Annotated in this window: 14 protein-coding genes; all 14 read right to left on the bottom strand. The window is 29.0% G+C overall.

Annotated elements, in window-relative coordinates:
• Positions 1-38 precede the first annotated feature (38 nt).
• On the bottom strand, positions 39-350 hold the full coding sequence (locus tag LQK79_RS04115; RefSeq protein WP_231015655.1) for a nucleoside triphosphate pyrophosphohydrolase: 312 nt from the start codon (positions 348-350) through the stop codon (positions 39-41).
• Positions 351-364: 14 nt separating this feature from the next.
• Positions 365-2,854, bottom strand: a complete 2,490-nt coding sequence (locus LQK79_RS04110) for a DEAD/DEAH box helicase family protein (RefSeq protein ID WP_231015654.1) — start codon at positions 2,852-2,854, stop codon at positions 365-367.
• A 22-nt stretch (positions 2,855-2,876) separates the two neighbouring features.
• Entirely contained in the window at positions 2,877-4,232 is a 1,356-nt protein-coding gene (locus tag LQK79_RS04105; protein WP_231015653.1) for an ATP-binding protein, read from the bottom strand.
• Between the two features lie 12 nt (positions 4,233-4,244).
• Positions 4,245-6,347 (bottom strand): hypothetical protein, encoded by a 2,103-nt coding sequence (locus LQK79_RS04100; RefSeq protein ID WP_231015652.1) that lies wholly within the window; start codon positions 6,345-6,347, stop codon positions 4,245-4,247.
• Positions 6,348-6,419: 72 nt separating this feature from the next.
• Positions 6,420-8,012, bottom strand: a complete 1,593-nt coding sequence (locus LQK79_RS04095; protein WP_231015651.1) for an ATP-binding protein — start codon at positions 8,010-8,012, stop codon at positions 6,420-6,422.
• Complete coding sequence (locus tag LQK79_RS04090) at positions 8,005-9,681, bottom strand: ATP-binding protein (RefSeq protein ID WP_231015650.1); 1,677 nt, start codon at positions 9,679-9,681, stop codon at positions 8,005-8,007. Before LQK79_RS04090 ends, LQK79_RS04095 begins: the two co-directional genes overlap by 8 nt.
• 12 nt (positions 9,682-9,693) lie before the next feature.
• The gene (locus tag LQK79_RS04085; RefSeq protein ID WP_231015649.1) at positions 9,694-10,788 is read right to left on the bottom strand and encodes a hypothetical protein; all 1,095 of its coding nucleotides are present in this window, start codon (positions 10,786-10,788) and stop codon (positions 9,694-9,696) included.
• Positions 10,789-11,127: 339 nt separating this feature from the next.
• Complete coding sequence (locus tag LQK79_RS04080; protein WP_231015648.1) at positions 11,128-11,574, bottom strand: YaiI/YqxD family protein; 447 nt, start codon at positions 11,572-11,574, stop codon at positions 11,128-11,130.
• A gap of 21 nt (positions 11,575-11,595) precedes the next feature.
• The gene (locus tag LQK79_RS04075) at positions 11,596-12,072 is read right to left on the bottom strand and encodes an LURP-one-related/scramblase family protein (RefSeq protein ID WP_231015647.1); all 477 of its coding nucleotides are present in this window, start codon (positions 12,070-12,072) and stop codon (positions 11,596-11,598) included.
• 282 nt (positions 12,073-12,354) lie between these two features.
• Positions 12,355-13,140, bottom strand: a complete 786-nt coding sequence (locus LQK79_RS04070) for an SDR family NAD(P)-dependent oxidoreductase (RefSeq protein WP_231015646.1) — start codon at positions 13,138-13,140, stop codon at positions 12,355-12,357.
• Between the two features lie 49 nt (positions 13,141-13,189).
• Entirely contained in the window at positions 13,190-14,236 is a 1,047-nt protein-coding gene (locus tag LQK79_RS04065; protein ID WP_231015645.1) for an NERD domain-containing protein, read from the bottom strand.
• 198 nt (positions 14,237-14,434) lie between these two features.
• Positions 14,435-15,232: a flavodoxin family protein gene (locus tag LQK79_RS04060; RefSeq protein WP_053241552.1), complete on the bottom strand. Its 798-nt coding sequence runs from the start codon at positions 15,230-15,232 to the stop codon at positions 14,435-14,437.
• Between the two features lies 1 nt (position 15,233).
• Positions 15,234-15,812 (bottom strand): TetR/AcrR family transcriptional regulator, encoded by a 579-nt coding sequence (locus tag LQK79_RS04055; protein ID WP_053241553.1) that lies wholly within the window; start codon positions 15,810-15,812, stop codon positions 15,234-15,236.
• Between the two features lie 118 nt (positions 15,813-15,930).
• On the bottom strand, positions 15,931-17,061 hold the full coding sequence (locus LQK79_RS04050) for a hypothetical protein (RefSeq protein ID WP_231015644.1): 1,131 nt from the start codon (positions 17,059-17,061) through the stop codon (positions 15,931-15,933).
• Positions 17,062-17,106: the final 45 nt, after the last annotated feature.

Raw genomic sequence — 17,106 nt, 5'->3', positions numbered from 1 at the left:
ATGTCAATTTAAAATTCATAATAATTGTAGGTATATTCTTATTCATACACTTTCTCTAACACAATTCCTTCCTTAAATCCTCCTCGCTCTTCTCTCTTTTCAGATCTCTTTTTCATCAAATCCTCTTCACTGTAGCCCATATTCTCTGCTAGTCCAAATAACACTTCCATAACATCTGCTAATTCCTCTAAATTTTTATCTTTCAAAAATTCATTTACTTCTTCTTTTAGTTTTGTCTCTAGCAATTTATAATGTTCTTCTTTATCTGCTTTTCTTATATCAAACTTCTTTCCCGAAGCCTCTATCACAGCTGGTATTTTATCACGGACTAATTTGTTGTAAACCTTCATCTTACTCTCTCCTATCATATTTGATTTTTTCTCTTTTCAAGCCTCTCCTTGTAAAATTTACTCGTTCTATAATCTATAACATCCTTAAAATGCTTTATAAATGTCTTATTTTTCTCAAACTCTTTTAAAGAGGATTTTATGCAATATGTATCTCTATTATCGTAAAAAAACTCATCAGCAGAATTTAAAAAAGCGGCTCTTGGATTTTTAGCAATTTTTAAATATTCTTTCTTTCCCCACGTTAAATAATCTTTAGTAGACTTATCCTTTATTAAATCTACTGCATTTGAGGCTTTGCTGTAAAACTCCTTAAAGCTTAAATATATTTCCTCCTCAGTTACAGACAATTTGAAGTATCCATTGTTATAAAAAGCAAGTAATAAAGGCATCTTATAAGTTTTAGTCATAGAAGTAATTTCTAATAACTTTATAAAGTCATGCGCCTTAGTTTTTATGAGAGATTTTTCTTCTTCAGTAAGTTCATCTATTGAATTTAAGAAACCTAAATAATCATTAAAAATATTGATTTTAGTTTTAGCTCTAATATTACTGTAAATATCATCATCTATGTATTTGTACATTTCATATCTCGTTGGAACTCTTCCAAGTTCATTTTTTATTCTATAAAACTCTTCTTTAACCAAATCTACTATCTTTTTCTGATCTTCTGCCATTTTCTTAAACAAATCAATAAGCTTAAAATCAAAATCTACAATACAATCTTCTGGATATTCTTCTTCTTTTGGGAATACTTTATTTTTAGCTTTATCAGCTATATTTCTTACATCACCACTTAAAAGATAAGGAACTAAATTCGCCTTTTTATAATTTCCTATGAAGTCCAGCACATTCAGATATTTTTTATTGCCGCACCTTCTAAGTCCACGTCCTAGCTGCTGCAAAAATACAGTGGTTGATTCCGTTGGTCGTAAAAACATAACCATATCTACATCAGGTACATCTAGCCCCTCATTAAACATGTCCACAGAAAAAAGTACTTTTACTTCTTCCTCCTTAAACTTCTTTAAAGCTTCTTCCCTATCCATAGAGCAGCTCATTTTTTCTCCGCTAAGTACTGCACAGGCAGATATTCCATTATGACAAAAATATTCTGCCATAAAATTTGCATGCTTTCTACTAGAACAAAAGCCTAAGGCTCTTTTGCTGTTATATTTTTCATAATGATTTAAAATTAAATCTGCACGTTTCTCTATCATAAAAGCTTCATCTAACTCTTTTTCATTATACTTTCCATTATTAAAGCTTATTTTACTATAATCCGTATCATCAAAAATACCATAATATCTAAATGGCACAAGCCATCCTTTGTTTATAGCTTCTTTGAGTCTTACCTCATAAACAATATTATAGCTGCATATTTCAAAAACATCCTTGTTGTCCATTCTTTCTGGTGTAGCTGTAATTCCAAGCAAAAACTTTGGCTTAAAATAATCTATTATGTTTTGATAATTTCCTGCCGCTGCATGATGAAATTCATCTATTACAATATAATCAAAATAATCTCTTTTAAAATATTCTTCACATAAGTATTGAGCTTGTCCCAAGGTTTGAACCGTTGCAAATAATATATCACAATTGATATCTTTATTACTGCCGCTAAAAAATCCTGTAGAATCCTTTGGTCTGACAGATTTAAATGAAGCCTCTGCTTGATTTAAAATTTCCTGCCTATGTGCTACGAACAGTACTTTTTGAAAACCTTTTGAATCAAAAGCCGCTAAATATGTTTTTCCTATACCCGTAGCCGCAACTACAATGCCTCTATCCCAACCTTCCAGCCTTGATTTTTTAAGTTCATATAAAGCTTCTATTTGGGCCGCCTTAGGTGTAGGATAAGCAATTACATTTTCTTCTTCTCCATCTTCTAACTTTTCTATATCGTAAAAAACCTTTGGCCTTCTCCAAACTTTTGAATACCTCTGAAGTTCATTGTCATCCACTATAATTGTGTGATTCAAAAACAAATCTTCAAAAGTACTTTTATACTGCTCAAAATCCTCTTCATGTCCATGTTTTGTAATTCTATAATTCCATTCAATTCCACTGGTTAAAGCCGACCTTGATATATTGGAAGAACCTATAAATATATCCCCGCCATTTTCATATTCAAATATGTATGCCTTTGGATGAAAAGATTTATTGCAAACATTATAAAACCTTAAGTCAACTTCGTCACCAAGGGCATCTTTTAAAAGATACAATGCCTGCGGCTGAGTTATGTTAAGATAGTTTCCTGTTAAAATTCTTATTGGCACACCCTTTTTTATAACTTGTTTTAAATCCTCTACTATGAGCTTAACTCCTGATTCCATTAAAAAAGCTACTATTATGTCTATGGATTTAGCTTGGGTAATGGAGGATTTTAGCTGAGGGAGAAAGTGGTTGGTGTCGCCAGTGATACAATTTTGTAGTTGGATATCTTTGTATCCTATGTTAGATTGCAATATTGAATTTTCTTTGATACATTCTTCATCATGACTCATATTATCTTTCCTTTCATGATGTCTAATTTTCCTTTCCTTTCATATCAGCTAATACTTTTTCAATGATATCAGGTGCAATATTATTATCACCTAAAACTTTTTTTAGTTTTATTAATAGCTTATCATTGTGGTTTATTTGAGACACTAGATTATCTATCTTTTTAAGTATAGCAATATTATTACTAGAACCAAGTTTATTTTTATTTGCCATTTTAATTGTATTCTTTTTTTGATTATAACTTCTCATTTTAGAGGCAAATCTTATTTCATCACTTATCTTTTCTCCAATTATTCTTAACTTCTTAACCAAAAACAAATAAGCATCATTTTTTTCAAAACCATCCCTTCTTGCATTGGGAATTATATTATTGTCAACTATTATAATTTCTCCAATTATCCAACCATTAAAACGTTCTTCTTTAAAAATCGAATTTGCTAAAAATCTATCTCCGATTAATAAGCCTGATTTTCTAATTCTTAATCCTTTTAATTTATTATCCATAATAGTTCCAAATAATTTGCTCTTGCCATACCATACAATGGCAACTAATTTACTATCTTTAAAATCATTCTTAATTATTTTTATATTTACATCAGTTATTTCATCAAGAATCTGTTTTTTTAAATCTACAAAGAACTTTGTTCTATATGGTTTATACACTTTAGTACTAACATCACCATTACATAAATATAAATTATATTCATCTATTTTTACGCCTAGCTCATTTAACTTCCCATTTATACATGTCCCAAATCTAAACATTTCATTATTATATGGAACGGGAGAAGTCTCTTCAAGATATTCAAGTACTCTATCAAAATCTAATAATTTTAATTTAGGTTTTACATTTACTAATTTAACTTTAAAAAAATGCTTTTTTTCGTCCTCTTCTTCAAATTTTAAATCACTTGATTTTATTATTACATCCTCTAGCGTTAAATTTTCATATTCTCCTGGCAACAAATATTTTTGCAATTTAATACTATCAATGCAAACTACTGATTTTACACTTTCTCCAATTGCTGATGTTTCAAAGATTATTTTTTCACAGTATCCTAATCCGCTTAATCTTCCAATTCCTCTAAATCCTTTATACTCATTAATTTTCTTTTCTGAATTTCCTATATCTAATAAAGTATTATAAACTTTTTCTTTACTTATACCTAAACCATTATCTATAATTTCAATTTCATTTATATCTTTAATTAGACTAACTTGTATTTTGCCTTGTTGTCTTTTTAAAACTCCATATTTAACAGCTTTATCTATAGAATCAGCTGCATTTTGTATATATTCCCGGTATAAAACATATGGATCCGCATACATACCCATAGTAAGCGATTCCAAAGTATATTTGCCTATCGAAACCTTTTTCATTCTTTCCTCCTGTTAAATTAAAAAGCCTAATTGCATTGCTGTATCTCGTTTTATAGAATTTATCATTTTTTTTGATTCATCTTTACTATAATGCAATTCAATATAGTTAAAAATTCTTTTTAAAAGTTCATTAAATAAATCTAAATTATCAATATTTTCACACCCCATGGTAGTTAAGACATTCTCTTTTTCTTCTTTATCAATTATATTAGTTATACTACACCATTTAAGTATATATAAGAATTGTATTGGTAAATTATATACTTGAGAAGAATAATGCATGAAATCTTCATTTTCACACAAGTCATCCAACCATTTATTCAACAAATCTACTCTACCACTTTCCCCAAATATGTATTTAAACATTTGAAACCTAGGAATTTGATTATTGCTATTAACCATATACTCCACTAATTCTTTATACTTATATGTAAAATCATCTTTAATGTATTTAGTTACAAGTTTAATATCCTCTAACTTATTATCTAAATATAATTTTTGCAATATAATCATTAAGCCTGGAGACGTTAAGTAGTGAATAAATAACTTTTTAGAATTATCACCTATAAGTTGCTGAAACGCAAGATAATCAAAGTTATTATTGCCAATTACCTTATCAAACCTAATTTTTTCTTCAATATTGCTTATTGAATTATACAATGACACCCATTCACGCCTTTTATCTTCAAACTCATTATACGTTTTAATTTTAGTTTGTAATTCAGCTTCAGTAACATTTTTAATTTTATTTGGGTCACCTCTTGAAATTATGTATACCTCAGGCATTAATATTGTTTCCATAAATTTCTGTGCTGTTTGTCCAAATGCTGCTTCAAAAAAAGATTTACTACTTACCCCTTTACCTTGTGTAGGAATTAGTATACTTTGTACAGCTCTAAGGAATTTTTTGTTCCATTTTGCCCCAACATATCCTCGCTTTTCATCATTTAGTGGTATATATCTCATTGGGAAAGAAAAAATATATACTTTTTCCTTTCTGTTGTTTATTTTTCTATTCAATTCTTCTTGCAAATCTACATTTAATTTTAATCTATTATATAAATCTTCTGGTGTATCAGCTTTATACTGCCTACCTTTTCCAGAAAAACTATCTGCATTATATAACAAATAATTTGATAAATATCTCACTCCGTTTTTTGCAAGCAATCTAACCGCCTTTTCATAAGTTTTCGCATCTTCTATATGGTCAAATGCAACTCTTGCTGGTTTTATTGCTATATTACCCAACAGCCTTGCTTTATCATCTGTTATTAAAAATGCATCCAATCCTTGGTTAAAATCAACAAACCTTTTTTTTATTTTATTAGTTTTGGGATTAATATATGTTGCATCCTTTCCAAACCCTAAATCCAATATTTCATTTATTATTTTATTAATATCCTTAGATTTCAAAACATTGTTATCCATTAGCAGTAAATCTTTTTTTTCACCATAAAGTCTTTTTACATTACTAATTTGATTTTTTATAGATATAAATGATTTATATTCAGGTTCTAATGTTTTTACTGCACAAAAGCCGCAATTCATTCCGCATCCCCTAGTAGTATACGCATAATATGCATCTTCATTTTCATAAGAATACTCCGTATTATCTAAAATGCTATAATCCGGAGTTAAAATATCTATATTCACTTTATCATTATATCCAATATCTATCGTATCAGTTAATTGACCTGTATTTACTATTACACCCGTATCATTTCTTAATTGTTCTGGCATCAATGTTGCAAGAATACCACCAGTATAAACGTTATCCTTACCCACCAAACTTTTTGCATAGTCTATAGCCTTAATTGTTTCTTCATATTCAAATGTAAATAAAGTCGAAACATATACTCTATCCCATTCTTTATGCTTTATAATTTCATTAATCTTATATACATACTCATCAATATTTTTACCATACTTATCCTTATAATATTTACTATTTTTAAGTTGCTTAATTATCTGTGGAGATAATGATTTTTGAAGTTCACCCTTAGAAAACCAAACTATATCGTTTCTAATTTCCTTATGGTAATATGCAAATTTCATTAAACCTAATGGTGGATATTTGCATTTATAATTTGGTTCTATCATCAATATATTTGCCACTGAACTTCCTCCTTCTCATTTTTATTTAAATTATAACAAAACTTATATGAAAGATCAAAAAGGTAACTTACGCTACCTTTTGTTTTTAAGAACAAATTTATATATGTTTTGTTCAATCTCATTATATTTTTGAGGCTCAATTTCCTTTTCAAGTATTTTAAGTATTCCCCTTACAGTTTTTTGAACTTTCCTATCTATTCCCTTTAAAGGATTAATTGTTTTGCCCTTAAAATCATCATCACCCAATATTGTGTTTATATTTTTAACCTTAATTTTAGTTTCTCGGGAATTTTCATTTTCCTGAAAATTATTAGCTACATTTTTTCTTCCTAGTTCATCTAATTTTTTAGATGAATTTTTTTGGATATCCCTATCATTCTCAATTTTGTAGCTTATCTCCTGTACTTCCTTCTCTAACATTTCCTTTTCTTTTTGGTCTAAGTGTTTTCTGTATAGATTAGCTTTAATTTCATCTAATCTTCCTTCTTCGTCTCTTATTCTTTTCTTAGCATTATTTATCTGTGACATATTCCTCGCAACTGAAATTAACTCCTTAACTATTGGTCTTATCTGCTCTTTAAGCGCCTTATAATAATCATTGTCCTCAAAGTCATCTCTTCTAGCATTAGGAATTATATTCTTATTTAAAATATATATCTCACCTATGTAATACTTATTAAAACCCATTTGAGTCTCAGAATCTCCAAATAACTTTCCTAAAGTCTCAGAACTTCCTATCATTATATTATTCTTTCTATATCTTATACCTGCAATATTGTTATCATAAATCTTACCTTTTGCAATTTTTCTTTCTCCGTACCACAAGAACGCCAATTTGTTATCACTTTTATCTTTTATAATTTTTTTTCTTATTAATGTAATATCATCAACTTTTTTACCGTTTTTATCTTTTATAGCTGTAGAATATAATTTTGTTATTCTTCTTCCATTTAACCGAATTGGATATTCTTCAATCGGTATGCCATTCTCCTTCATAAATTTCTTAATTCCATCATTCAAATCTGAATAATAATAAAATCTTCTTGAATCTATTTCTATAGGTGCTACTTGTGCTAAATATTCCTCTACTTTATATTTATCTAATAAATTATTTTTATATTCAACGCCTTCTAATTTAACTTCAAAATAATGCTTTTCATTTTTTTCTTCTATAAATTCTTCACTTACACAAGCATCTATAACTTGTACCAAATCTAATTTACTATTTGAATTAGGTTTCAATAGTTCCTTCAATTTTTCACAATTCCATGTTATTATACTGGATTTATCTTCGCCTTTGGTCGATGTTTTAAATATCATTTTATTACAATAGGCCGTTCCCGCCAATCTTCCAATTCCTCTAAAACCACGACTAACAGAATAATCTTTTTCAGAATTTCCTATATCTTTTAAAGTTGAGCTTGCAATTTTCTGAGGTATTCCAACTCCATTATCCTTTATTTTAATAGTTCTACTTTCTTTGTCAATATCAATATCAATCTGCGATTCTTCTAATGAACTTATCCATCCTAATTCCACAGCTTTATCTATAGCATCTGTAGAATTTTGAATATATTCTCTATATACTACCAGTTCATTTTCATACATTCCAATTGTCAAAGAATCTAAAGCGAATTTACCTACAACAGCACTAGAATCATTCATCTTCCTCATCTCCTACTTCAATTAACAAATCTGATTTTTGATTATATGACGGATATGGAAATGAAATTTTTAATGGAGTTCCAAAAATAGAATGTTGTAATATCAATTCTCCTTTAACTAACCTAGTCATCATATTTGAATATACTTTAGGTATATATCTATAATCAGGCTTGCTTACTTCAATTGCATTAGTTCTTCCATATACGTGTGTAGAACAATTTCCTTTTATCCTATCATGAATATCACTTTTAAATTGTTCTGCAGAAAATAATATAATACCTTCTGACCTTCCTCTTTCTGTTATTTCTAAAAGATATTTTAATATGGGTGAGCTTTTAGGTGCACTTGAACCCGCATATTTATTTAACTCATCTACAAATATTATTATCTGTCTAGGTATGTTTCCTTCTTCTCTATCTGTCTCCCCAAGCTTCAATTCATAGACACTTTTAAGCACATCTCCAAATACTAAATATTGCAATTGTTCTTCCAATTTTGCAATATCAACAACTAATACATCATTTCCATTGATTTGCTTAATTTCATCACTAAGATAACACTGATTTCTACTTGGATTGGAGGATTTTGCCTCTTGGAAAATTTCACTATTAATAGACTTATTAATTAATCTTTTAAATTTGCGCCATGATTGTACTGTAATATCTCCTTTATGTCCTCTTTCCCCAGACTTACAATACTCCCCTAACTTTGTTTTAAATTCTTCCCATGTCAAATTATAAAAATCACTACTTTCTACAATATAATTCATTATTGATTCCATCGTATATGTCGGATCATCTACATTACTAAATAATAAGTCTAAATCCACTTTATGTTTCTTATATGTATATATATAATTTTTAGATTTTTTTTCACTATTTTGTTTTTCTAATGACTCTTTTTCTAAAGAAGTATTTGAACAATACATTTCACAGTTGCTTTTATACGGGTAATAATATTTAACATTATCAAACGGCTTACACTTTAATCCTGATTTTTTCCAAGCATCAACTTGTTGTTCAGTCAATTCTGGATTTTCTTGATCTAATCTAAGTAGGTCAGCACCTTTAACATTCAATATTATTATTGCAGTATCATTTGTCTTTTGTTGTATTGCCTGTAAAAGAAACATAGCATAAGACGTCTTTGTTGCCAATCCTGAAATTCCTGAAATATTTAAGTGTGCTCCTTCAGGTCCTATTAAGAATTCTTTATTTAATGCAATAGGGACTGAAATATTATTTGTTCCCTCAATAAATCCAGCTGGAATTGGATTTTTTATTTCATTTAATCCTAACGCTTCCTTAACTTCATCTTTCTCAGCAAAATATACAGGCACATTATCTTTTAACGGCATATATACATCTTTAGTATTACTAATTACTGATGCAGTTGCATAAGTAACACCTATATGTTTCGTCATTGGCTCACAATCTATATCCCCAAAATCTGACGATATATAATTACTTAAATGCCCAGCACTATCAGTTTGATGATATATCTCTTTTACTATAGCATACGAAATTGATTTTTTTTTACCTATATTATTTTCTGCTTTTATTATATCAAATGGTTTAATTTCTGCTTCATCGCCTAACCAAAATATAAATTCATCATTACTTGTTGGATTCTTCTCCGTTGCTGATATTCTTCCTATCTTATTTGACATAATAATTCTCCTTTATAAAATATTTAAAAATACACTTTCATCTAAAAAACTCTCTTTTAACATTTTTTCAGTTAAATATATTGGGTATAAATGATTACACCATCTTGAATCTCTTCCATGACAAGTAGAATTTCTTTCACAAAGCAATGCTTGTGAAATTGTATTTATTATATTTGTATCAAATCCTAAATCTTTTTCATCACCTATTGCAATTTTCTCCACCTTTATAATACCATCTAAAGGATTTCTAACGAACTTTTCAGGTCTAATTCTTAAATACCATGCTCCTATAACTCTATTAGAATTTGCAACTTGATATTTTAACACAGGCGTTCTTTGCCCATATTTCAATTGAGTCAATGCAGAAGCAATATGAATTTCTTTCGTTTTAAACATTCCACTTTGATTAGGATTAAATGATTTAGATATACCAATAACATATGTAAATAATTCATCATCAATACCAGTATCTAAAAACTGTAAGGATCCATCTAAAATTAGCATTTTATCACTTCCAAGCTTCCTATTGGAAACCATTTCTTTTAATGCACTTATCTCAATATTATGCATTTCACTCAATATCTTAGCTATTGCTGCATTTTCTGGTCTTTCTTTATTCTTAGTTGTCAACGTATTATATTGTATAGTATAAAATTCAGTATTATTTATGTTGCAACTTTCAATGATTTTTTTAATATCCACATAGTCTTCTTGATTTATGTGGCTATATAACGCTATCAAATTTTTTCTTTTCAGAAGTTCTTTTTTCATTCTTCTTGTTTCTGAATCTCTTGAACAAATTGCTGCTCCTATTTGCCCAGCAACAATTGGCATATATTCTCCATCTGCTGTTTCCATATCTGCTATTTTATAAGTATATCTAGATCCATCCAAAAAATACTTAAAAAGACTATAATAGCCTCTTTGTGGTATGTCTATAAAAAAATTTTTATTTCCATTACTTTCATAAGGCTTAATTACGTTATATATTCCTGTATCATCCTGATATGGCTCCATCAACTCATTATCTAAATTGAATCTATCTGTTCTATAGCACTTAATATTTAATGACTGCAATTTATCAATAATTCCCAAACTTTTTCCCATATAATCACCTATTTATCATTGCCTTTTATTAATAGTTACTTGTATGATCCATTATAGCATCTTATGAAATTAATACCATATTTTTATGTATTGAAAATAATATTACATTTTGTTAATTTTCACTATATTTTATTATTTATAAAAAACCAAATGCCTATATCTTTCTCCTATCTCGCATAAAAAGCTACATCAATTAATATTTGTTTTTCCATAATTTTATAATTATATTTTACTACAAAATTATGTAAAAATCACTTTAATATCCTATATTATGTACTTATATTTTTATCAAATATTAATAAAAAATGCCAGCGACACTTTCTCGTCACCAGCATTAATTCACATATTCGCTTTTGCAAGCATCCTTCTAAAGCTCTCCTCAAATCTTTCATCATCCTCCCCCGTTCTTTTCTTCGGTCCTTTTAAATGATTCTTTGAGGCTGCTCTTCTTGCCTTCTTTGCTAAATGTCTTTCCATCAGCATTTGGTCAATGTTGTTATTGGTATACCACTTTCCAGATTGATGAATAGCATACGCACCCTTCCCAAGTGCCATAGCCGCAACACCATAATCCTGTGTAACAACCGCATCACCCTTCCTCGCAAGATTAACAAGAGCAAAGTCTACAGCATCAGCGCCTGCACCAATTATTTTAATATCGCTGTAATCAGAGTGCAAAACATGGTTTGTATCACATAAAAGCGTAACTGGAATACTCATTTCTTTAGCTACCTTCTCTACAATGCGAACTACAGGGCAGGCATCGGCATCAACATAAATTGTCATTTAGTCACATCCTATCAAAACTTAGTCATTTTTATCAGAGCAATTTGCTGCATCTATTGCAATAACAAGCAGGAGTCCCATTATCTCATCCTCAGGATTATAAAAATCAAGCATGTAGGTGTCTCCCCAATGAAATGGTTCCTTTGAAATATGTACAATAGGTACAGAGCCGCTATAAACCTCGTAATCCCATCCAAAAAGATTTCCATTCACCTTCCAGCCGTTGCAGTCTATGGCATACCTGGGTTTAAAAAATGAAAGTTCCTTTTGTATTGTACCTACTGTTGCTCCATTTATCTCTATTTCAAACTTAGGAAGAAACGTCAAAAGCTTCTGGTGAATTGCCCCTACTTCATTATTGTTTCTATCATATACATGTATATTATGTCCAATGGACAAAAATTGAGATTTTACAAAGTACTTTGGCGTCTCACTTTCGTCATAAACATCATAAGTATCTGTCAAGGAAAATACACGCTGTTTTATCATCAATCGCATCTGTTTACCCCCTTTTATCCCAATAAATTTACAATAGTTAATAACAGTCGCATGTAAAAATTATAGAATACCTTTTTTCACATTCTCATATAATTATATTTTACTATAAAATTGAATAAACTCCTATTAATTTTTATCAGCTGCTTAACTTTCACGTATTTTGGGATATAGTGTTACCTACTTAGCTATTAAGTTATACATGCATCAAAATTCCTAGAACCATGTCATTTTGAAACATATATAACTTAAGTTTTGGTACGATAACCCTTTATCAATCCACATTTAGTTATTAGTATTGCCATGCTTTTTCACCCATATTTTAAATATTACCGCATTTATAATATCATATATACCATAAATAAATGGAAAAACACGGTTTATTGTATAATAACTAATGGCATAAAGAAGTGATGGAAAAACGACCGGCAAATTAAATTTTATACCTAGCAGCATACAGAAAGCTACCCATTTAGTCGGCTGAATAGGAAATGGTACAGGAGCCTTTTCACCTGATCTTTTAAAAAAATTTGATGCAGTTGCTATTGGATATACAATAATTAGTTTTCCCCTGTCGTTCTTTTCAAAACGGTAAGTGTGAGCAAAGTGAGCTATAGCTGCTTTAGTTGAACAGTAAAGAGCATAGCCAGGAAGTGGTACATTACTTACTGCAGAACAAGTTATTGCTACAGTGTAACGCTTTCCTCTGTTTAGTTCTTTCATCTTTTCAAAAGAATATATAGGTGAAATTACATTTGTGTTAAAAATTTTTTCTGCATGGTTCCAATCAGCTTTATTAATTTCTTCACAATAAGCAAAACCTGCATTGGCAACAAAAATATCTATACCTTTCATTTTTTCTAAGGCAAAATCAAATAATTTATTTATATTTTCCTTTTTAGATACATCACATTTATATGGAATTATTTTGCTATTTATAATAGGTATATTTTCAACATTTCGCCCCACTGCAATAATTGACGCATCATATTTTGATAGCATTTTCAAAAGTTCCAGTCCAATTCCAGAAGAAGCACCTGTTATTATAATTCTTTTTCCATTTAGATTCATAATATTCTCCTTTACTAAAGCAAGAAGTTCACCTACTAAAGAAAAGACATTAACAATTTTTATTTACAATTTCAACAATATCTCTGCCATACCTTTCACACTTCACATTTCCAAAACCATTTATTTTCCTAAGTTCCTCTACGTTTTTAGGTTTAGCTTTAACCAAAGCTTCTAGCTGCAAATTGCTGTATAAAAAATACGGTTTAACATTTTCCTCTCTGCTTTTGTCTAAACGATACTTCCTGAGTTCTTTATATAGAGGTGTTTTCTCCATTGGTTCTTCATATGTAATATCTTTATTACTTAATTGAAATTTTTCATCATTATCAAATAAATTCCCATACTTTTTCTTATAGTCAAAAGCATATGTACTATTATACTTTAATAATGTGTTTGCAATACTATACATCTTTTCTTCCGTAAACCAATATCCATCTTTATTCGCATAAGCTAATTCCTTCATTTTATTTATAAGTTGATCATGTTTTATTATATGTTCCTTTATTTCTTTTTTAGCAGATCTACTATTTATAATAGTTTTTGGATTTGCAATGACTACTAGTTGTTTAATTAATGAACACCTATGCTCACCAAAATCTTCTTCAGCCTTCAATATGTCTTTTATAAGCTCAACATGCCTTTCATTCTGAACAATTGGGCTATACATCCCTTCCGGTTTATATGTTTTGCCCTTAGGCCCTTTAAAATATCTTCTAAATTCTCCCGTACTCGTTATTTGTATATCTCCAACCATGTTTTTACATTCTACTACTAACAAAAATCTAGGGTTAATTACAACAAAGTCAATTTGAGCTGTAAGATCATTATACTTAAGATATAAATCATGCAAAATTAATATTGGCATATGGCTATTTTTAAGTTCAAACGCAACATTCTTTTCTCCTGCCATTCCACAAGACAATAATTTTATATCTTGCTCTATTTGTTTATGCTTTTCTTCTGGTGCAACTTTCAAAAATTCCTCCAAAACTTTAAATTGATCGTTATTTTCATTAAATTCTTTAAAAAAAGTAGGCTCTCTTAATGTAGATGGCTTATTAGTTATAACTTCTTTTAATGTACCAAAAAATCCCATATTGGTCCTCCCCTAAATTCATATGATAATCCAAATGACTGATTATACATTTTACCTTGCTTGCTAAATATTGCAATTATATTTTACTACAATATTATACAAATATGTATATTTTATTATTTTAAAAAATACCAGCAGCAATTAAAATCGTTACTAAATAAAAAAACACACCTGACCACCGCCAAGTGCTTAATTAAGCTATTTTTTATAAGTAACAATCATATGCTTAGACATAATCCTTCCAAGTAAATAAAACATATTTCCAAAAATCCTTTTAAATATTGATAGAGGCACCGCAGCATCATACGCTTTTTTAAGTCTATTTCCTTCCTGCCAAAATACTCCATCTTGTGTTGCATATTCTGAGCCTTTCACATAATCAAAGCTCATCCCTCTAAATAAATTGTATGGTATTAAAATTGGATATGATGGGGCATGCAGTTTTTTACTTGCAGTATCTTCATAAAATTTCCTTGCAGCAGCTTCTGCTTTTCTTTTATGCTTTTCTGTTGGCTCATAATTGTTCCAGCTAACTGAACTTATAGGGAGAGTATAACAGTAATTAAAGCCCCAGCCTTTCATAGTTCCTGCCATATTTTTTGTTGAATTTCCTGCTCCAACACCACCTGTAGTTGAAATTACTAGTCCTTTTTTATTAAAATATCTAGGTCGATGAAACATAAAACATAAATGATCCACAAAATTTTTAGTTAGCGCAGGCATCTGAAGATTATAAGTTGGAGCAGAAAAAATAACGCCATCGCTTTCTTCAATTTTATCCATGATTTTTTGTACAATGCTATTGTGAGGACAATAAATATGCCCCTTTCTAAAGCAGGAACTACAACCTGTGCAAAATGGCAAATTCAAATCCTTTAAGTGAAGTTCTGTAAACTCTATTTCACTAGACATTAATAATAGATATTCTTTTACAAGCATAGTTAACTTCCACGTATTTCCCCGCCTTGGCCCTCCATTAATTATTAGTATTTTCATATCACTGCCTCCCTCCAAATAATCTATCTATCATAAAATCAATAAAAATTTCTCTTTCTTTTTTGCTCTTAAAGTCAAGTCCTAAGCTTTCTTTCATAGTATCTTTTCTTAAAAATGCTGCTTGCAAAATAGAGGTCAAGCCAAAACTCAAAAGCATTTTCTCCTCTTTAGAAATATTGTAATCCTCCATGGAAAATAAAAATCCATTAACTGTTTTCATCGTATTATCTGCTTCCTTAGGAGCATTCATATCTCCCAATATAGAAATTTTGGAAACAGAAGGATTTTGCACTAAAAAGTTAGCTACCATTTTTGTAACCTTTTTAAGACGACTAATTGAATTTAATTCATCATTAGAATTTGGTTTAAAGGATTTAATTACATCACTAATAATCCTCTGAACACAGATTTCAACTAAATTTTCCTTAGATTCAAAATGATAGTTAATTAAACCAACTCCAACATTCGCTTCTTTTGCAATGGCACGAGTGGTTATTTTATGAGTCTCACCATTTGCTTTTTGTATTAAATCTATTGTAACTGCAATTATTTTTTCCTTTGCTAATTCTGATTTTTCCATATTATCTCCATTTCTGAACATTGTTCAGTTTTATTGTATGCTAAAATATTCCACTTGTCAAACAAAAAATGCCAGTAACGTTTGAACATTACTAGCATTTATACATAATTGTTATTTGTTAAATTTTATCTGGTAAAAAATCTAATATATTATCTTTCTTAAGCTCTTTGATTAGTTGTTTATAAAATTCTTTATTATTTATCATATCTATAGAAATATCATAATAGTTTAATGTATAACTAAAACTATCAATAATACTATTGCTATCTGGAATCTTTTTTAGCTCTTCCTCTATTGCAATAGCATTGCTAATATTCTTATTTATTGAATAATCCTTTAACAAGCTTAACAAATGCTTTTTTAATTTTTCTCTACCATCGCATATTTCATCTTTTAATCTTTTTGATTTTTCCATTTCAAGCTTCTGTTTTTTAAAAAATTTATCTAGTGAACTTTCTAAATCTTTTTTCCTTCTTTTAGCTATTATAAACCCTATATCTTCAATTTTTATTAATTTCTCTTTTTTAATCTTTAATGCAAATTTATTAAACTCACTAGAACAATCTTTTATCGACTGTATGCCATCAAAAACTTTAAAATCTACTTTAATATCTTTTTTATATTCCTTATTTTTAAAAGCGTACTTTTTTAGAAAAGAACTTACATTTATTCTTTTATCCACAATTCTTACGCCATGAAAAGTCATATTAACGCACTGAACATAATCTCTTAACATTAACAAAATATTATTTTTGTCTTTTAAAATTTCATTTTTAAGTTCAACTGAAAATTTTTCATTCAATTCATTCTCTATTTGACCATTTAATATATCCTTCTTTGCCTTAACATAAGTTTCTTTTAAATTTTCCTCGCTAATCGCCATTGTTATACAACTTATACCTTTATTTTGGTCAATTATATTATAATTAAAACTGTAAATAATGTTATCACAAATTATTAATCCCAATTTTAAGTTTTTCAAAACTTTAACTTTGCATTTCAAGCTTTTTAATTTCTCTATAGATGATAGATATGTTTCTACATAAAAAACTTTTTCTATATTAGAATCTTTTTCTATATTTTCACCTATAATGCACTCTACATTGCCTTGACCTAACACGTGCTCCATATCAATTAAAGCATCGGCTTCACTTGGAAGTATGTTGGGAGTTACCCACAAAATTGATTGTTTGGCTTTTCTTATCGCCTTAATTCTACTATCTTCATTAAAATTCTCAAATGCTATCATATTTTACATTCTTCTTTTACAATTACTACTATAGTATTTATATGA

This window comes from Clostridium guangxiense (genome assembly GCF_021043395.1).
Taxonomy (GTDB): domain Bacteria; phylum Bacillota; class Clostridia; order Clostridiales; family Clostridiaceae; genus Clostridium_S; species Clostridium_S guangxiense.
The sequence above is the reverse complement of the archived record's forward strand: the minus strand, read 5'-3'. Positions and strand labels throughout refer to the sequence as shown.